The organism is Streptomyces sp. NPDC006435, assembly GCF_040612315.1.
GTDB lineage: Bacteria > Actinomycetota > Actinomycetes > Streptomycetales > Streptomycetaceae > Streptomyces.
The window spans coordinates 17371-31806 of record NZ_JBEXPY010000029.1 but is presented as its reverse complement, the minus strand read 5'-3'; the positions used below and the strand labels follow the sequence as shown (position 1 = coordinate 31806).

Genomic DNA, 14436 nt, shown 5'->3' with positions numbered 1-14436 from the left:
CCCGATGAGACACCTGCTGAGGCTGTGCGGTCCATGAGGGTGAGCGTCGCCCACAACGACCGTTCGTCGATCATCATCGCGGCTGGCCCCGTGACCATGTCGGGCAAGCAGTTGCTGCCGGTGGCCGCGATCTCTGCCGCAGAGCTCGACATCGTCCGCTCTCCCGTCTGGGTGGGCTTCGATTCCGACGGCAAGACGGTGACCACGGCAGCTGACGCGGCGGCGATGCTCGGCGTCGCAGGACCGGGAATCGCCGTGATCGCGGGCGCGCCGGGATTCGGCAAGCGCACAGCCGCGATTCGCGCCCTCTCGGAGGCTGCACAGGCGGAGCCGAACGATGAGAAGGCCCTGCCTGTACTGAAGGAGATCCGGCCCGACTGGAGCGACCCCGCGGTCCCGGACACGTCACTCCTGCCCGAAGAGCCAGGCACGGGATACCTCCTGGATGTCGCCTCGGAGATCAACGCGTGGAAAGACCCACACAAGGTCGCAGTCGGCCTTGTGGGTCACGCCGAGACGCTGCGCCGCAAGGGCTCGTTCCTTGTGCTGGTCGCCGACGAACGAACCTGGCCCGAGAGCGAGTCGGGAGCCCTGGCGCGAGTCGTCTCGCGGGCAGAGGCACGTCCCTCGCCGCACCGAGTCGCCGCGGCACACCTGCGCCACGTCTACCAGAAGCCGGACCGGGTCCACTGGCTGGATGCCGCTTCGGGCGAGGCGGGGCACGTGGGCGAGGCCTGGGACCTGCTGACCGATGCCAACAGCCCCGCCGACGCGGTGCGGCTCGCGGACGCCCTGGCACGTGTCGAACCGTCACCGAAAGGGCTGGAGGCCGCGCGGGCCTCCTTCCAGCAGTGGCGCACCCAGGTCGACGACGTGTTCGAGACCACCGAAGACAACGCCGACGACCGTGCGCTGCTCATCGCCTCGGTGTTCCTCAGCGGCGAAGACGCCTTGACCATCCAGAAGGCCGGACGCAGGCTCCTGGGCGAGGGCCCGGAGAAGAACGTACGGAAGATTCTGACCGGGCCCGACCTGGCCACACGCCTCACACGCGTCGGGGCACAGGTACAAGGACGCCACGCCGGCCTCGACCACAAGCCGGGCTACGCGCGAGCTGTTTTGCTGCACCTGTGGCGCCAGCGCGCCGACATCCACCCCCACCTGCTGACCTGGTTGAACGGGCTCACCTCTCCCGGGCAGGCGGGCGCCACAAGACTCTCGCCCATCAGCGACCTGCTCGTTGACCTCGCCATCGCGGAGAACGACATCCGCGTCATCGACAAGATCCGCGACTGGATCGACAACGGAAACAACCGCGAAGAGCATCTAGACCTGATCGCCCGCGTGCTCGCCCGCTCCGCCGAGGTGGACGGACTGGGACCGACGGTCCGCTCCCGACTCCTCACCTGGGCTCAGGACAAGGAAAACGAGGCACTGGCTAGGACTGTCGCCCTGGTCTGCCAGACCTCCTTCGCCGACGACTACCCGCGCCAGACGCTCGTCCGGCTGCGTCACATCCTGGCGCGCGCACAGTACGACGGGGCGGTCGAAGCAGCCGAGACGGCGCTGCGTCGGCTCGCCGGCCGCGAGCACCAGCTCGCCCGCGTGTGGAGCACCGTCATCAAGTGGGCCAAGGAGTCCGACAACCTGGCCGGCCACCGGGCCTTCCTCGCCCTCGTCGATCCCAGCGTCGACCCCTTCGTCCTACGGGTCATGCTCACGGCCGCCGAGAGCAAACCGGAGATCAAACAGGCGCTGATCGACGCCTGGAGCACGGTCCTGACAGACACACAGGTGCACCGCAAGGCTGGCGACGTACTCATCGCGTGGGCCCGCACCTGGGCATCCGACGAGCTGATCGCCCGAGACCTGCTCACCGACATCCTGCGCCAAGTCATCGGACGGCACCTCATGGCGACTCCCATCGCCGCTCTCGTCTATGGCGAACCCGACGTGCGCTATGACGAGGCCGTCATCGAGCTGCGAAAAGAGCTGCACATCCCCTTCTCGGACATGTTCACCTCCGGCCCGGTCAAGGAAACGTGACCTGTGAAGCCCACCAGATGGCAGCGCCGCAGCGCCCACCGGGCGCTGCGGCGCGCCCTTCGCCGCTTCGAGGTTCGCCTCCCCAGCTCGTACCCGGGCATCGCCTTCACAGCACGGATCGGCGTGACCCGGCTGAGTGAACCTCCCTTTCCCGGGAGCGTCGACGAAGTCGCAGCGAAGGTACGCAAGCATCTTCGGGAAGCGGCGATCTCCCTGGCCCGGGAATGCGATCCGTCCGATGTCTCCTCCGCACGCGACGCCCTCAACCAGCATCTCGTGCGCCGACGCCGCCTGCCGACGAGCCCGCCGGTCGAGTTCGAGGCCTGGGTCTCGCTGCATCTGCCGCGCGACGATCAGGATGCCGTCACTGAGCTCCACGCCGCCCAACGGCGGCAGGCGATCGCCGACACCCTGCGCCGACAGCGGACCGATGCCCTGGCCAGGGAACTGTCCGATCCCGCAGCCGTGCTCGTCCGGTGGCTAGAGAGAGACGGCGCCGACTGGCGTGACCACCTGCCTGTCGCCACGGCCGAGACCCTGGCCGAGGTCTTCGCCAGCCACCGCCTCACGTACGAACGCACCGTCGACCACCAGGCCCTCGAAGTGGTCAAGGACTTCCTCGACAGCTTCCAGGACGTACCGCAGAAGCAGATGCTCTACACCCTCCTGGCCGCGGGCATGCACCACGCGAACCGTCCCGAACACGCGGCTCAGGCATCGGCGTTGCTCAACGGACACTCTCCGCCCCGCCGGGACGGCGAGGGATGATACGGCGTCGTCTCCCGCGCTCTCGCTGTCCTCCCGCCGCCGCGAGTACGACGATGCTGCGGTGGCTACTCGCGCCACGCACCAGCTGGCACGCATGGCACCTGGTGCGAGCCAGCTACGGCAACGTCTCGTTTGACGCCGCCTGGCGGCACGCCCGCGTCCGGAGCCATCCGGACGAGATCACGTACCAGCGCGGCGGACACATCCCCGGCGCCCGAGGCGAGGATCTTAGGGACTGAGGAAGACACAGGATCTGAGAAACCGTCGGGCGCAGGGCCGGGTTCCTCGGACGCCGCCAAACGCATTGACCATCCCTTCGCTCGGACGGCCGCGGGCCTGCGCACTCGTCAAGGGTGGTCAATATCGTGGCAGCGGATGTCTCCACAGCTGGGAGTGAGGAACCGTATGCTGCGCTGGCTGGGGCAAGGGCTACCAAAGGGGGGCACCCGTGTCGCAAGCCGTGGGGAGCGGCATGACCGAGCCCGTCGATCGCCGGACGTTCACGACCTGCATGGAACAGCTCCAGGAGGGTTACATGCAGAGCGTCGCTGCGACCGCGGGCTGTCTCTTCATCAAGCAGGGCCGTGACATGTTTGGCGTCGATGCGCTGCTGGTTCGTACGCCCTCCGACCCGCTGGGGGAAGAGGCTGGCTTCTATGTCCAGATGAAGAGCACGACCCAGATAGCCGTGGACAGCAGCGCGGAGTCGTTTCGCTACCGCTTCGAGAAGCGTGACTACATGGAGCGTCTGGTCCGTCCTCGCCAGCGTATGAAGTCCCTCCTGGTTGTCATGACGATCCCCAAGGGGCAGTCGGAGTGGACTCGCACGGCGCACACCCACCTGGAGGTGAAGCAAGCCTGCTACTGGGCGAGTCTGGAGGGGATGACGGTCCCGCCGGCCGAGAAGCCCTCGGTACGGATTCCCACCGCGAACCTCTTCAACGCCGAGGCACTGACCGTCATCATGGGAAAGATCGAGAAGGGTGAGCCGCTCCATGCGTGACCTGGCATCCACCGAACTCGATCTGTGGCGTGTCGATCCAACACGGCTGACCACCCTCATGACCGAAGCGGGCTGGACACTCGTTGGGCGGCGCAGCGGCGTCTACAACAGGCTCGCCCCTCCTGGGGAGCCCGACCCTCGCGCTGGAGCGTTCGTCGTGCCGCTGGACCGCGAGGCTCCGGAGTACATCGAGGACCTCCAGGGCCTGCTGCACCAGGTGAGCGCTCCCAGCTACCGGAACCTGTGGGCCCGGGCGATCGCCCCACGGCTGTTCACCGACCCCACGGACGAGTTCCGCTTCCGCAGGGAAGCGGCCTTCCCCAGCGGGCTCATCGCCTGGAGGGAGGGCGAACGGCTCATCTCCAGCGCACGGCGCACACTGGTCGCCGGCGCCAAGTCCTACCTCGACCAGACACGGCACTTCGGCAACCGGCACGGCCAGTTCGCCAATCGCTACCTCGACACGGTGCTGATGGGACAGACAGAGCCAGGCAGCTACATCGTCAAAGCGTTCGCCCCGTCGGCAACCACCGTGCCGTTGCGCAAGCCCCCCACCACTACCGTGCCAACCTTGGATGTCGGAGCAGCGGTCGGACCGTACGGCCGAGACGTGAGTCACGCCGTGGTGAAGGCGCTGTCCGCGACCGCCGAGGCCATTGACCACTACCGCTCCAGCGGATCACTCACGGGGTTCGACGCGGGCGTACGAGAGGGAGTCTCGTACGAGATGGCGACGGCGATCCTCGGCATCACAGAGCACTCCGACGGTTCGGACATCACCATCGAATGGGACACCTCTGTGCCCGGCGGGTTCGATGAACCCGTATCCCGATTCGCATTCTCCGGTGGTGACGCAGTCATTCTGGAGAAGGCGGCCCACCGTCTGGCTGCGGCGGAGGACTCCGGCTTCGTGACGGTGACCGGCCGCGTCCACCTGCTGGCTCGCAAGGAAGCCGACGGCCCAGGAGTCTTCGGCGTCGAGAACGTAATGGGAGGACAGCCCCGCAAGGTCCGGGTGCGGCTGGCGGACGAAGACCAGTACCACGAAGCCATCCATGCGTACGAGGAGAACCTGGCTCTACAGGTCAACGGCCGACTGGAACGCGAAGGCAACCTGCACTGGCTCTACGACGCCAGCGTCGTACGCACAGTGGGCCAGCTTGACACCCTGCTCCACGTTGTGGCGCCGGAGCAACGTTCGCAGATCACCCGAGGCCAGCTGAGCATCGACGACATGGAGTGAAAAGGACAGCAGCTCGCCCCTGCGGCCCGTGATCGGTGCCATGAGCGGGTGCACACCGTTTCTCAACCTGCGCTCATGTCGGGAGATCGGTCCTGAGCGTCGGCGGCACGATCACATCGTCTGCTGAGCGGTTCGGTGCGTGGCCGCCCACGAAGCGAGCAGGCGCAGACCGTCGTGGGAAGTCATTCCGGCCTCGGCGGTCCACACCACGAGCTGCTGGTCGGGGTCCGTGCTTGAGGTGAGCGTGTTCCAGTCGAGGGTGAGTTCGCCGAGGATCGGGTGCTGGAGGGTCTTCGTGCCGACGCTCAGCATGGCGACGTGATGTTTGGCCCACTTACTGATCGTTTCAGAATGAAGTTCGGAGTCGTCTCAAACAGATGATGCTGCAGGCGAGTTGGAGTAGGCCAAGGTGAAGGTCGGCGCGTATCTCGTAGCGGATCCGGAGCCGCTTGAACTGGTGGAGCCAGGCGAATGTGCGCTCGACGACCCAGCGGGTCTTTCCCAGGCCGGAGCCGTGGGCTGTTCCTTTCCGGGCGATCTTCGGTGTGATGCCGCGGGCCCGGAGAAGGCGGCGGTACTTGTCGTAGTCGTAGCCACGGTCGGCGAACAGCCGGCCCGGCCGGTGCCTCGGCCGCCCGCGGACCCCGTGGATGCGGGGTATCGCGTCCAGCAGCGGCATCAGCTGAGTGACGTCGTGACGATTTCCGCTGGTCAGCGAGACGGCGAGCGGGGTGCCGTGCCGGTCGACGATCAGGTGGTGCTTGCTGCCCGGACGGGCGCGGTCGACCGGCGAAGGTCCGGTGTGAGCCCCCCTTTGAGGGCCCGGACATGAGAGCCGTCGACTGCCGCGTCGTCCATGTCCAGCAGGCCCGCGGCCCGCAGCTCGGCCAGCAGTACCTCGTGCAGCTGCGGCCAGACACCGGCCTCGGTCCAGTCCCGCAGCCGACGCCAGGCCGTCACACCGCTGCAGCCGACCTGTTCGGCCGGAACGTCCCGCCAGCTCACGCTCTTGCACAGCACGTAAACGATGCCCCGCAACGCAGCCCGGTCATCCGCCGGCAACCGCCCGGGATACCGATGCCGCCGCGGCGGACGAGCAGGCAACAGCGGGGCCACACGCTCCCACAGGTCATCAGGCACAAGATCAGCAGACACCCAACAGATCCTGCCGACACATCACCCAACCGCCAAGACCCACAACGAACTTCATTCTGAAACGATCAGTAACTGGCGGGGTGGGCCCACCATGGGTGTGGGCCCACCCCGTCTCCCTCAGCTGACCGCGCGGTCACGTCTTCCGGATCGTGGGCAATGATTCCTAATGCCATCTGTCAAGCTGCGAGACGCGCCGGAAGCTTACGGGGCCATGATCACTCGCCCCAAAGCAGCTCCAGCCCAAAGCCGCTCCACCGGCCTTCGGGAGCCCCTTCAGGCTACAGTCGATCTAAACTGTAGAATTCCCGTCCTTGAGCAAAGACATGATCCTTTTTTCCATCCCAGCAGACCCCGCAGCAGCCTCCTCGCCCATTTGCACTCTCATCTTGTCCAGAGAGTCACGGACGCGTCGCTGAATAATTCTCTCGTTCTTTCCGTCAAGTTCAGCCCTCAGCTCTTCAGCTGCTTCAATAAGCTGCTTGGGTACGTAGTCGAATCGCGAAACGTCCGTGAGTACCGGAAGGTTTACTCTCAAATCCCGCTCAATCGCCGACCTGAGTGGGCCGATTCGCAAAAACTGCGAAAGGAAGTCGGGGCTAAGGACCGGCGACGGCGGAGGTGAATCAACTCGATCAACCAAGCTTCTTCTAATTCCAAAAGCCGCCTTATCTAGCGTGACGAGCCACTGCCGATATCCCATCGGGTTGGCCGGCCCCTTGCTCCGAAGCATAGTGACACCGACATAATTCTCTGTGTCGTGCGCCACCAGCTGTTGCGTGGCAAATACGTCAACTTGTGCAGATCGCGAGTTCCTGCGCCGCTCATGAACCGCACTCCACTCTTCCTGGACGGCGAATCGAAACTCGGGCGATGCACTTTCACTCTCCTCTCCCAGGTTCCTCCGTTTGATCGAGTGCACATCCTCCAGGTATTCACGGATGTCATCTTCGGGACGCGAGTCGCCAACGAAGTTCTCGAGCCAACCCGCGAACGCATTTCGTGCTCGGCCGTTCATTGCGTAGGCGCCGTAGACGAATGGAGTGGAACCGTTCCATGCCCTCGTTTCACTCCGGCTGAACATCAAGCACCGATTGAGGTGTCGCTCAACCTCCTCCACCACGCCGTCCGTTACGTATAGGTCGATTCCAGCATCAAGGGCCGCGCGGAATATTACGGTGTAATGCCTACTCGCAGGGTCCTCAACCAGCGTCTCGGCAATCAGGGGAAGAATGATCGATGTGTCCAGCCAAAATTCCCCATCTGAGAAGAGTCTCACCACGACTTTCTGCACGTCGGGTGTCTGGCGCATGAAAGCAAATAGCGTGTACCCGTCCGCCAGGCGCCTCAGGTGATCTTTAATGCCTTCTCCGGGATTGGTGAGAACATCCATCAAGGCCTTGGCTACCACCTTCTGGGGAAGCCCATGAGACTTTTTTGTGGGCTCTTCTGTGAGGATCTCGACCAGGTCGTCTATAGCGGTATTAGTTGTCTCTCCCGATCCTGCCGCATTCGCGAAGATCTCCCCCTGCCTGAGAAGGATCCATTCCATACTGGCACGCAGCTCGCGTCCTACCTTCTCTTCACCGCCACCCCCCTCCGGGGTATTTGAGTGCGACTCAACCATGCGCCACAGTTCTTTCTCTAGGAGCTCCTCGCTCAGAACGAACTTGGCGACTCGCTCATCAAGGCTGACGCGCTCCTGATGGGAGAGGCAAAAGCGATCGTCGGCCTTGTGGTGCTTAATGACGCCTCGCTTGCCACTCATTCGAGTCAACGCGGCATCTACCTGCCCAGTAACTTGCTGCTCATGTCCGGCGGGGAGGAAAGATGCTACTCGGCGATGAATCTCCTCGCGCGCAATGGCATTCTCGGAGTCCGAATCGTGAAGCGCGGAAAGGGTGAGAGATTCGAACGACTCCTTAGTTAGCCCCTTGTCGCTGGCCGCATCCTGAATCTGCAGGCTCAGGTGAAGTAGGCCCAACCTTGCTTCGCCTTCATTGAGCGAAAGACCGACTCGGTCAGATAGTCCCCGGCGACGCAAGAGAGGCTCTACGATTCGATCACACAGGCTCGCGCTAGCCGCAGCCCGCTGGGGATGCGTTTCGCGTCGATCTAGAAACCAGGAGTCATCTCGGATGTCGATTGAGATTCCCTGCTCCCTGAAGATCTTTGACACCAGGTCATCGGCAGCGGGGCCGATTCTCTTGCTGGTTGCATAGATCAGCCGATCGATCTCTTGGAAATTCTCCTTAAGACGTCTAATGGTTCTATTGATTTTCGATGCCCAATCAACGGAAACCGAGTATTGAACCATTACCGATGGCTCCTCGGCGGGTCGATACATTTGCCCGTCCCTGCCCCTATCGCCAGCAGGTGCGGCCATGGTGCGAAGGGTTGGATAATCGACGGAAAGGAAATCTGCGGCGAATTCCTCAAACACTTTCCAGTCTCCAGAACCCAGCCGCTCTAGCGCGAGGGTTAGGCGTTCTCTCGTCATGGACAGACTCTAGCTGCGTAGCAGGAGTTTTGGCCGATCCTCGAGAAAACTGCTGCGCAAGCCGAGGCGCCGCGCCTTGTTGCCTGTGTCCGAGGTATACCGCGCCTTCTCCAAGCTGGCAGTGCCGACCGCGAGTGGGACAGTCCTGCGCAACGCCCAGATGGCCGCCGGGTTCCGTACCGGGATCGCCGCCTACACCCCTACTACTCCGGAAAACACAAGCGCCACGGCATGAACGTGCAGGTCCTCACGCCGTTCGGGCGGCTGCTGTGGGCCTCTCCGGCTCTGCCCGGTTCGACTTACGACCTGACCGCTGCCAGGCAGCACGGCATCATCGAAGCCCTCGCCGAAGCCGGGCTGAGATGTTGAGCGGACAAGGCGTGCCAAGGCGCCGGTGGACCCGTCCGCGTACCGTTTCGAGGCCGGCGCCTCAAGCGGTGGAAGCGCCGCCACAACACCACCCACGCCAAGATCCGCTGTCTCGGCGAGCAGGCCATGGCCACCCTGAAGGGCTAGCGTCTCCTGCGGAAGCTCCGCTGCCGCACCAACCGCATAACAGCGATCGTCCGGGCCGTCCTCGTCCTTCACCACGCGTCAGCGTGAGGTTGGAAAAGGCTCACGCTTCGTTGGTCCCACGCCGTGACTGTCTGCTGATTCGACCCGCAACTGCCTTCGTGAGGATACGGCCAGCACCGCCTGTCCCGTCTCTTGGCTTCAGGGGAGTCACACCTTCGAGTGATCGACAGAGACGCGAGTTGGGAGGCCTGATAGCGCGCTGCTTCAGTATGAGGCGAGCGGGGGCCTTAAGACATCGGGGACTACGTCTCGGCCTTCGGCTGCGCTCACGGTTCGACCCTCGTAGGTGGTGAGGGTCTCCCCAGTTGACGCGGTGTCCACCAATCTGCCCAGTCGTGGAAGGACCCACGATGAGAGTAGGTGGCGAAAGCTGAACGCCGCGAGGGACGCGGCGTCGCCGACGGCCTGCCGACGTGGATCTGAAAGGTGCCTGCGTGGAAGACGCAAGTGGCATGGGAGCGTTGACGAGAGTGAAGCGGAACAGGTGCACGTGATGACGCTGGCGCAGCGGGCCGTGCAATGGGGAGAAGAGTGAGGCCCCTTCCCCGTAGCCTCGCACCCTTTCTGGGAGAATCTTTGACGGGTTTCATTCTGCGCTTGGCTCATCGCCTGGATCGATCACCTGCCCAAATCGGGCGAATTACATCGCTGGTTACCTATGCCCCCGACGATAGGGCCTCACGGTTCCCCGCTCACCTTCTGCTAGGGCTAGAGCCCGAGACAGCGAACTCGTTCGCCGCGGCAACTCGCCTCACGACGGACGAAGTTTCAGCCTTCGGTCTGAGATTTCATGCGAGCAGCTATCCACCGCTCGCTCGTGTCGGACTGCAGGCGAATGGAAAGATTCGGCGTGACGCCTGGGCCTTTTCGCAAGCCAACCGCTTCTGCGCCGCTTGCCTTGCTGGTGACGGAAGCCCTATTCAGCGCGCTCACGGAGGCGCCTGGCGCCGGGACTGGCATCTTCCCGTGATCTTTGCGTGCACGCGGCATAGGAAGCTACTGGAGTACCAGTGCCCCACATGCGCCCTTCCGCTCCATACCGCTTCCCGAGCCCGCCTCGGTATGGTGCTGAACCCTGATGCCAGTGGAATCCACCCCACGAACTGCCGTAACGTCCTACGCGGCTCTTCTGGCCGCCAGCCCCGCGCCTACTGCGAAGCGCCGCTGGCCCGGAGGTGCGAGGGCGAAAACTCCGCCATCTCATACTTGGAATCGTGTCTGCGACTGCAGGAACGCATCGCTGCGCGACTACTGCTGGGACGCGAAGACCCCTTCTACTTCAACGACCTGCTTGCAGTCGCGCAGCTCGTCATCCTTGCCTGGCCAGCCCCCACTCACTCCGCAACACTCGACACACCGCTCGCTGACGCTCTGGACGGTTACATCGCTGAGGCGCGACGCAACAGCGCTCCGCAGGAGGGTGCCCAGCACGGGCCGGCATCCATTCTTCGACCGCCTGTCGACCCCAAAGCGACCGCAGCACTCCTCCTGCAGAGCGACACTCTCCTCGCCGATCGGAATCCCGCGCGCTTACGTGACACCATGCAGTCCCTGGCGGGCAGTGCTGCCGGGCAGGATCGAGGCCGCTTCATGAGGACGCTCCGCAGTCGGCCGGTGACTCCATCGCTCGCACGGGCGCTGAGCCGCCAGTACCGGGGATTCCATAGCGGCACCCGTCATGCCTTGGCCACCGCCGCTCTGCGCGTCCCTTCACGAGACAATCGCTTCAACCCGGGAGAGGTCCCACAATTCATCCCCGCCACTTGGTATCAGCAATACTTCTCCGTATTCGCCACTAGTCTCACCGTGTCAAGCTCGGCCAATCCCAACCACATCCGCAAGGCCGCAGCCCTCAAGCTGATCGAGATGAGCACCGGGGCGACGGTGATTGAAGCCGCCCGCATCCTCGACATGCCGGTCAGCTGTGCACAGTCCTCCGTGCGGCAACTGAGGAAGCGCTGCCCAGAAGACGCCTGGCCACTCTTCCTCTCGGCTGTAGAAGCCGTCGCGGAACAGATGGACCGAGACCCGGAGCGCCACAATTACGCTCGCCGACGACGGCAACTGGCTCAATGGGTCGTTCCCACACAGGACTGGATGGACCTCACATGCGACTTGGACCACAGTCTCAAGCAGTCCCACCACCACATCGGGTTCTCCGTACTTGCCTGGGCTCGTGCAACTCAGAGCTACCACCTGTTCAGCCCCCTGATCCGAGACGCCACGACCGGGAAGCGGCTCGCCAGTGCACATATCGTCACTGGCGCTGCGAGCCAGCTTCGTAACGCCCGCGGCCGCGGCATGCTCACCTTGCTTCAGAGGCTCGGCTCCTACGCCGACCGGCTCGGGGCGGAATGTGAGTCGAGGGAACTCCCGGCACAGCAGTAGTCCGACGGCTGTCGTCCATCAAGGCGGCGCGACCGTCGACGTCACACCCAGTCGATCGCGCAGAAGCACGCCGAACGCAGTACTTGCCTGAACCGTGCGTGAACCCTGTGCGTGTGCGCGGGGGCGATGGCTGCACCTGCGCGCGAGTTCTCGTGCCGCCGTTGGTCTGCAGTTGAACGGGCACGCTCCTTGTGGTGACAAGCCTCGTGACCTGCGCTGTACCAAAGTGCCAACTATCTCTCTGATTCTTCCCCTTCGGTCGCTGGAACTACTTGGCATCAGCGCAGGTCACGAGGGTCTCCTGATGTCAAGCAGCAATCCTGGTCACAGCGCGTGCGACTGCCGATTTCAGTTGTCACATGCAGAGGCTGATGGTCACCATGATCCATTTTCCGGTGGATCGCTCCATCTCGGAGACGGGCAGGGTGGCGGTGCCGTCGGACCGGTCCACGATGATGTCAAGGCACGCGATCTCGGCCACGATCTCCGTGAAATCACACAAGTGATAGGTGGCGCACGCAAGTTCGCCCACGAGGTGGGCTTCGCTGAGGGCGGTCCCGGGGCGGTCGCAGCCACGGGATCTTTCTGGGCCGCCGGCAACCTGTTGACGGCGGACCGCAGGGGCGAGGCGTGCACAGCACGGTCGGCGAGAGCGGTTCAGGCGGTTCAGGCGGCGCGACCGCCTTGATCGCGCTTTGCCCGTGCCGTGCGTAGCGGGCCGAGGTGTCGTAGGGAGAGATGGTCGCCCGGGACGAGAGTGGCAGCCCGGGTTTGCCTTCCTTCTCGGCCGTGCGCCGGCGCAGGTGTCCTGCATCGTCACGGTGGTAGTTCTGCACCATGGTCCGGCGCAGGGCCTGGACGCGAGGACCGGACGCACACCCTGCGCCATGCCGGTGCAGGTGTTCCAGGGCCGGACGGTGTCGTTGCCGGTGGCCGGCTGGGCAGGTGAGAGCCCCGGGCGGCCGTCCCGCGGGTACCAGTCGGTGGAATCCTCGTCGGTCCAGAGCCCGTCAGGGCGGTCCCGTACCCACATTGCCGTCGTACTTGCCCGGGTTGCCCGCCCGCGCGACCTGCGCGGTCAGAGACGGGACCTGCTCACCGGAACGGGGACGGAGCGACAACGGACACCTCGACAACAGCATCGGCGACGGAACGGCTTGAGCATGCCCGCCGATCATGTGTCCGCACCGGGAAAACCCAAGATCCCCGACAGAGCCAAGCTAAGCCAGTCTCATGGCCCCGCGCGAGGCTACGGCTACCACGACGGCTGTTCCGTTCTGCACAGTCGCGGTGGCGGAAAGGCTGAGGAGGATCTCCGGTGTGGACCAATTCCCGTACTCAGATGCGACGCCGGTTCGGGCGTGAACGCCACCTGCCTGGGCCGCCGTTGGCTGCCGATCTCGGATCTGTTGCCCTTGTTGTGGTGACGTACTGCGCGTAGCGACGACGTGCGTCGGTCAGGCTCTCCGCTCCGTTGGGGCCGCCCCAGACCTCGTCGGCGTTCGGGTCGTCCTGGCCGTCGTCTTCCCAGCTGCACTCGTCACAGATCTGGAATTGTCCGCGGGCTTCCAGCGTCAAGAGCTTGCAGCAGGGACAGGCATACGGACCGCAGCCGGGTGGGCCGGCTCTGGGCGGTTCTTCGGGCGTTGTCACACGTCGAGTGTTGCGTGATCCGCGAGGAAGCTCTGGACCGGTCGCCCATTCTGAAACGATCAGTAAGTCGTCAGCCTCGGCAGGGTCTCGGGTGCCGCGACGTGCGCGGCACCCGGATGACCAGATCATTGCCGCCGTTGGAACTCAGACAGCCGACGCCCCGTGGCCCACTCGGGTTTCCGTTGCGTGCTCAGGCACACAGACCGTTGCAGTCGTACGCCCAGAGCGTCCCGCAGTCCGACGGAATTATGGTGCAGCCCCCGCGTCGGCAGGATCCGCTGCAGTAGTCGCTCTCCGTCGCGCACGAGCAGTAGGCCAGCGGTCCGAGCCCGGCGTCCGCAGGTCCGAGCCGGGCGAGCAGGTCGGCGGCTCCCTCACGGCCGAACTCACGCTTCGCCACGTCCTCCAGACGCCGTACCTTCTGGGAGACGTCCTCCTCGGACAGGAGCACCTTGGGTACCAGTTCGCGAGCCTGGTCGATGACCTGTGTCTGAGGGGCCGACAGGTTGGGATGTGCCGCGCGGTAGTGCTCGAAGTGGTCCAGCCAGAGCTGTGTTCGGTCCTGCGGCGACAGCGCGCGCAGAATCGCCTTGCGGTACGGCTCCGAGTGGTTGACTATCTCCGAATAGGTGCGCGGCAGGTTGCCTTTGTTGGCCTCGGCCCATGCCCGCGCCTGGGTCTGGCCCGATTGTGCGAAGGCAGGCGTCTTGCCCGTCATCGTCAGGGCGGCCGCCGCAGCGATCCCGCCGCACAGTTGCAAGAACCGCTTGCGACCGATCGGCATGCTGTCGGGTTGCGACGAGCCGTGCTTGGCCTCGTAGCGCAAACGGCCCAGAGCGCGCAGGACCCGGACTGTCGCGCCTGGCCCGAGCCGCCTCACCAGGGGAACTGTCATGGCGGGTCCAGTCCACGCGCGGACGGCGGGTCCGTCGACGCGGAGTAATGTCGGGGCCCACTCAGGATCGAGGCCCATACTCTGGTGCCGCCACTCCTGCACGTCGGGGTCGGTCAGCGGAAGCACCTCCAGCTTGCCGTCGCTCGCCTGGGCCACGGCCGAGGAGATCGCCGTGCACGTGCCGCAGGTGGCATCGAACGCCATAACCCACC

General features: G+C 64.6%; 10 protein-coding genes and 3 pseudogenes. 7 read left to right on the top strand and 6 right to left on the bottom strand.

The window, feature by feature from the left end:
* Positions 1–39: 39 nt before the first annotated feature.
* The 4 genes from ABZZ04_RS25835 (at position 40) to ABZZ04_RS25820 (ending at position 5060) form a co-directional block, all read left to right on the top strand.
* Positions 40–2046, top strand: a complete 2007-nt coding sequence (locus ABZZ04_RS25835; RefSeq protein ID WP_356934590.1) for a hypothetical protein — start codon at positions 40–42, stop codon at positions 2044–2046.
* 3 nt (positions 2047–2049) lie between these two features.
* Positions 2050–2814 (top strand): hypothetical protein, encoded by a 765-nt coding sequence (locus tag ABZZ04_RS25830; RefSeq protein ID WP_356934589.1) that lies wholly within the window; start codon positions 2050–2052, stop codon positions 2812–2814.
* Positions 2815–3286: 472 nt separating this feature from the next.
* Entirely contained in the window at positions 3287–3817 is a 531-nt protein-coding gene (locus ABZZ04_RS25825; RefSeq protein ID WP_356934588.1) for a DUF4365 domain-containing protein, read from the top strand.
* Complete coding sequence (locus tag ABZZ04_RS25820; protein ID WP_356934587.1) at positions 3810–5060, top strand: hypothetical protein; 1251 nt, start codon at positions 3810–3812, stop codon at positions 5058–5060. Before ABZZ04_RS25825 ends, ABZZ04_RS25820 begins: the two co-directional genes overlap by 8 nt.
* Positions 5061–5171: 111 nt before the next feature.
* Here ABZZ04_RS25820 and ABZZ04_RS25815 read toward each other — a convergent pair.
* From ABZZ04_RS25815 to ABZZ04_RS25805, 3 genes and pseudogenes are all read right to left on the bottom strand, one after another.
* A pseudogene (locus ABZZ04_RS25815) lies at positions 5172–5399 on the bottom strand (transcriptional regulator); the annotation flags it as partial.
* 7 nt (positions 5400–5406) lie between these two features.
* Positions 5407–6215, bottom strand: a protein-coding gene (locus tag ABZZ04_RS25810; RefSeq protein ID WP_356934586.1) for an IS5 family transposase whose coding sequence is annotated in 2 segments (ribosomal slippage) — positions 5407–5876 and positions 5876–6215 — 810 coding nt in all. Because the reading frame shifts where the segments join, the coding sequence is not laid out codon by codon here.
* Positions 6216–6504: 289 nt separating this feature from the next.
* Entirely contained in the window at positions 6505–8712 is a 2208-nt protein-coding gene (locus tag ABZZ04_RS25805; RefSeq protein ID WP_356934585.1) for a hypothetical protein, read from the bottom strand.
* Between the two features lie 198 nt (positions 8713–8910).
* Here ABZZ04_RS25805 and ABZZ04_RS25800 point away from each other — a divergent pair.
* From ABZZ04_RS25800 to ABZZ04_RS25790, 3 genes and pseudogenes are all read left to right on the top strand, one after another.
* A pseudogene (locus tag ABZZ04_RS25800) lies at positions 8911–9315 on the top strand (transposase family protein); the annotation flags it as partial.
* Positions 9316–9807: 492 nt separating this feature from the next.
* Positions 9808–10275 (top strand): annotated as a pseudogene (locus ABZZ04_RS25795) (TniQ family protein); the annotation flags it as partial.
* Between the two features lie 219 nt (positions 10276–10494).
* Complete coding sequence (locus ABZZ04_RS25790; RefSeq protein WP_356934674.1) at positions 10495–11676, top strand: hypothetical protein; 1182 nt, start codon at positions 10495–10497, stop codon at positions 11674–11676.
* Positions 11677–12031: 355 nt separating this feature from the next.
* Here ABZZ04_RS25790 and ABZZ04_RS25785 read toward each other — a convergent pair whose 3' ends face one another.
* The 3 genes from ABZZ04_RS25785 to ABZZ04_RS25775 all read right to left on the bottom strand — a co-directional run bounded on the left by ABZZ04_RS25785 (position 12032) and on the right by ABZZ04_RS25775 (position 14428).
* Positions 12032–12157, bottom strand: a complete 126-nt coding sequence (locus ABZZ04_RS25785) for a hypothetical protein (protein ID WP_356934584.1) — start codon at positions 12155–12157, stop codon at positions 12032–12034.
* Positions 12158–13014: 857 nt separating this feature from the next.
* Positions 13015–13458 (bottom strand): CPCC family cysteine-rich protein, encoded by a 444-nt coding sequence (locus ABZZ04_RS25780; protein WP_356934583.1) that lies wholly within the window; start codon positions 13456–13458, stop codon positions 13015–13017.
* A 61-nt stretch (positions 13459–13519) separates the two neighbouring features.
* Positions 13520–14428 (bottom strand): bacteriocin fulvocin C-related protein, encoded by a 909-nt coding sequence (locus ABZZ04_RS25775; RefSeq protein ID WP_356934582.1) that lies wholly within the window; start codon positions 14426–14428, stop codon positions 13520–13522.
* Between the last annotated feature and the right edge of the window lie 8 nt (positions 14429–14436).